Genomic DNA, 3,945 nt, shown 5'->3' with positions numbered 1-3,945 from the left:
CAGCCGCGCCGGCCGACGTGGCGCCCGTGCCGGTGGCGGGCGCGGCGGCGGCGCTGCGCGCGCGCTTTGGCGGCATGCCGGTGCTGCTGGTGGAGGACAACGCCGTCAACCGCGAGCTGGCCACGGAGCTGCTGCGCTACGCGGGCTTCGAGGTGGACTGCGCCGAGGACGGCGCGCAGGCGCTGCAGAAGGTGCGCGATCGACCGGATTACGCGCTGGTGCTGATGGACATGCAGATGCCCGTGATGGACGGGGTGGAGGCCGCGCGCGCCATCCGCGCGCTGCCCGGAGGGGAGCGCATGCCGATCCTGGCCATGACGGCCAATGCCTTCGCCGAGGACCGCGCCGCCTGTTTGGCCGCGGGCATGAACGACTACATCGCCAAGCCCGTCAACCCGTCGCTGCTGTACGCCACCCTGGAGCGGTGGCTCGATCCAGCCAACTCCTGACGAACCTCATGACACATCACCGCTTTCCACAAGGATGGGGGGCCTAGAATCGCCTCATGGTTCTCCCTATGCATGGCGTGCCCTCGGCGCTGATCGCTCGCAACGAGTCCTGGGTACGCAAGCAGGCCCAGGCCCTGGTGCGCCACCTACCGGCCAATGTCGAGAAGGCCGACCTGATCCAGGTCGGGCTCATCGCCGTGGCACAGGCGGCGCTGAGCTTCGAGTGGGAGGGCGACCGCGACACCGAAGAGGCCAAGGAAGCCTTCGTGCGCTATGCGCGCATGCGGGTCAAGGGCGCGATGCTCGACGAGCTGCGCCAGATGGACCACCTGGGCCGCGGCCAGCGGCGCAAGGTCAAGATCATCCAGATCGCGCGCGAGCGCTGGCGCGCCACCAATGGCGGCGAACCCACGCTGGCGCAATTGAGCAAGGTGTGCGGCCTGAGCGTGGAGGAGATCTCCGCGCTGGAGATGCTGGACCAGGCCGGGCGCATGCGCAGCACCAGCGGGCCGGATTCGGAGTACGAGGAGCACCACCACGAGTTCCACCCCGCGACCGAGAAGGAAGAGGTGGAGGCGCGGGTGGACACCAGCATCGTGATGCGGCATCTGGAGAAGTTCTTCGCGCAACTGCCCGAGCGGGACCGCCAGGTCATCGACTCCTACCTGGGCGTGGGCATGTCGCCGGTGGAGCTGGCGGCCTCGCTCAAGGTCACGCCCTCGCGCGTGTCGCAGCTCTACAAGTCGGTGCTGCAGCGCATCTCGACGCACTTTGGCCACCAGCCCGGGCAAAGCCGCGCGGCCGACCGCGTGCCCGCCGTGGCGGCCAAGCAGTTCGACGAGCTGGTGGTGCAGCGCGAGAAGGAGCTGGAAAACCTGCCCACCGACGGGCCGTGGGGCGAGCTCATCGAGAACGTGCTCACCAAGCCCAAGGAACAATTCGGCGCTCCGCCGGACGACGACGGCCGCATCTCCGTCAGCAGCTCCACGCGCTGGGGCTGACACCAGGAACCAAAAGCAAGGGGCCCTGTCGGGCCCCTTGTCGTTGGCGGGCGTCCCGGCGAAGGGACGCCCTTCAACGCATCAGCAGCGCTCGAAGATGGCCGCGATGCCCTGGCCGCCGCCGATGCACATCGTCACCAGCGCGTAGCGGCCCTGGATGCGCTGCAGCTCGTGCAGCGCCTTGGTGGTGATGATGGCGCCCGTGCCGCCCACCGGGTGGCCCAGCGAGATGCCCGAGCCGTTGGGGTTGACCTTGGCCGGGTCCAGGTCGAGCTCCTTGCTCACCGCGCAGGCCTGCGCGGCGAAGGCCTCGTTGGCCTCGATCACGTCCATGTCCGAAACCTTGAGCCCCGCGCGCTGCAGCGCGATGCGCGAGGCCGGCACCGGGCCGATGCCCATGACTTCCGGCTCCACGCCGGCGTGGGCGTAGGCCACCAGGCGCGCGATGGGCTTGAGGCCGCCGGCCTGCACGGCCTTGCCGCTGGCCAGCACCACGGCGCCGGCGCCATCGTTGATGCCCGAGGCGTTGCCGGCGGTGACGCGGCCACTCTCCTTGCGGAAGGCGGGCTTCATCTTGGCCAGCGTCTGCAGCGTGGTGTCGGCCTTGACGTGCTCGTCCACCTCGAAGCTCACCGTGCCCTTGCGGGTGGCGATCTGCACCGGCGCGATCTGGCCCTTGAAGCGGCCTTGGGCGATCGCCGCGGCGGCGCGCTGGTGGCTTTGCACCGCCAGCGCGTCCATCTCCTCGCGCGTGATGCCGAAGCGGTCGGCCACGTTCTCGGCCGTCACGCCCATGTGGATGCGGCCGAAGGGGTCGTGCAGGATGCCCAGCATGTAGTCCTGCAACTGCGCGTCGCCCATGCGCTGGCCCCAGCGCGCGGACGGCATCAGGTACGGGCCGCGGCTCATGGCTTCGGCGCCGGCGCCGATGGCGAAGTCGCAGTCGCCCAGCAGGATCGACTGCGAGGCGTTGACGATGGCCTGCAGGCCCGAGCCGCACAGGCGGTTGACGTTGAAGGCCGGCGTCTCGTGGGGGCAGCCCGCGCCGATGGCCGTGACGCGGCTCAAGTACGCGTCGCGCGCCTCGGTCGGGATGACGTTGCCCATGGCCAGGTGGCCGATGCGCGCGGCTTCCACGCCGCTCTTGTCCAGCGCGGCCTTGACGGCGGTGGTAGCCAGCTCCGCCAGCGGCACGTCCTTGAGCGTGCCGCCGAAGGTGCCGATGGCCGTGCGCATGGCCGAGAGAACGAACACTTCTTGAGTCATGTGGGGTGTCTCCGTTGTGTGGACTTGTTCACGGTAGGCGTCGCAACCCACGCAAACCTGACAAATAGCGGGGCTTCAGGGCTTGTCCCGGGTCGTCCGATGACGTATGTCAGCGCGGCGGCGGCAGGGGCCGGCCGAGCATGCGCGGCAGCAGCCAGGCCAGGCCGCGGCCGGCGTCGATGTTGCTGCCCACCTGCCAGGGCCGCGGCAGCGGGCGCACGTGCCCGTTGGCGTCCTGGTGCGCCACCACGAAGCCGAAGACGTAGTTCGGCTCCTGGCCCATGCGCAGGTCCGTGATCAGCAGCTCCTCGCCCGTGCGCGAGAGCTTGTAGAAGCCGTGGCTGAAGTGGCGGATGCGCTGCGCCGCCTCCACCGGGCGCAGCAGCGGCGCCAGCGCCGCGCCGCGGTCGAAGCTTTCGAAGTGGATGCGCTCGCTGCGGTCGAGCAGTGATCTGAAGCCCTCGTGGTAGTGGCCGTCCTGCACCAGCACCACGCGCCACAGCAGGGTGTTCAGCGGCGCGGGCGTGACCAGCACGCGCTGCGGTGCCAGGCCTTGCGACCGCGCCGAGGCCAGCGCCAGGCTCTGCACCTGCTGCTGCGCCACGGCGCTCCAAGCCACGTAGGCGGCGGCCAGCGCCAGCCCGGTGGCGTTCCAGCGCTGTCCGCGCGCGCTGCGCAGCCACAGCGCCGCCGCCAACCCCGCCAGCAGCGGCAGCGTGACGCCAGGGTCGATGATGAAGAGCGAGCCCACGGAGTAGGGGTGGTCGCTGAAGGGCTGCAGCAGCTGTGTGCCGTAGACGGTCATCAGGTCCAGCAGCGGGTGTGTCAGCAGCGCCAGCCCCGTGGCGAGCCACCAGCGTTTGAAGCCGGCGCCGCCGATGAGCCGCGAGGCCACCAGCGCCAGCAGCGGCGCCAGCAGCGTGAGCCAGAACAGCGAATGGCTGTGGCCGCGGTGCAGGACCATGTTGCTCACGGCGTCGCCGTGGTCGATGAACACGTCCAGGTCCGGCAGGGTGTTGCAGGCGGCGCCCCAGAGGGCGGCTTTCCAGGGAGCGACTCGGCGCCCCGTCACGGCCACGCCGATGGCGGCGCCGAGCACGACATGGGTAAGAGAGTCCATGCCGCGATGCTGCCAGGGTGCGCGCAGGTCCCGGCGCGGGCGGTGTTTGGCGCCGCGCCGCCTCAGCCGCCGACGCCCGCGCCGTGCGGCGCCGGGGCGCCCAGGGGCT

The 3,945-nt window shown here is 70.6% G+C and carries 4 protein-coding genes; 2 read left to right on the top strand and 2 right to left on the bottom strand.

Annotated features, from left to right (window positions below):
* Together Q0741_RS02590 and Q0741_RS02585 are read left to right on the top strand one after the other, a co-directional pair.
* Positions 1-449, top strand: a 449-nt coding sequence (locus tag Q0741_RS02590) for a response regulator (RefSeq protein WP_298231639.1), incomplete at its 5' end; no start/stop codon positions are given.
* Positions 450-505: 56 nt separating this feature from the next.
* On the top strand, positions 506-1,450 hold the full coding sequence (locus Q0741_RS02585) for a sigma-70 family RNA polymerase sigma factor (RefSeq protein WP_298231638.1): 945 nt from the start codon (positions 506-508) through the stop codon (positions 1,448-1,450).
* 81 nt (positions 1,451-1,531) lie between these two features.
* On the opposite strand, the gene Q0741_RS02580 is transcribed toward Q0741_RS02585, so the two are convergent.
* Complete coding sequence (locus tag Q0741_RS02580; RefSeq protein WP_298231637.1) at positions 1,532-2,716, bottom strand: acetyl-CoA C-acyltransferase family protein; 1,185 nt, start codon at positions 2,714-2,716, stop codon at positions 1,532-1,534.
* A 109-nt stretch (positions 2,717-2,825) separates the two neighbouring features.
* Entirely contained in the window at positions 2,826-3,836 is a 1,011-nt protein-coding gene (locus Q0741_RS02575; protein WP_298231636.1) for a metal-dependent hydrolase, read from the bottom strand.
* Positions 3,837-3,945: the final 109 nt, after the last annotated feature.

The organism is uncultured Azohydromonas sp., assembly GCF_937926365.1.
Classification (GTDB): domain Bacteria; phylum Pseudomonadota; class Gammaproteobacteria; order Burkholderiales; family Burkholderiaceae_C; genus Azohydromonas.
The sequence above is the reverse complement of the archived record's forward strand: the minus strand, read 5'-3'. Positions and strand labels throughout refer to the sequence as shown.

Excerpts from the sequence above, each read along its gene's own strand:
- Q0741_RS02585 (WP_298231638.1), top strand. The coding sequence starts at position 506 with ATGGTTCTCCCTATGCATGGCGTGCCCTCGGCGCTGATCGCTCGCAAC.
- Q0741_RS02580 (WP_298231637.1), bottom strand. The coding sequence starts at position 2,716 with ATGACTCAAGAAGTGTTCGTTCTCTCGGCCATGCGCACGGCCATCGGC.
- Q0741_RS02575 (WP_298231636.1), bottom strand. The coding sequence starts at position 3,836 with ATGGACTCTCTTACCCATGTCGTGCTCGGCGCCGCCATCGGCGTGGCC.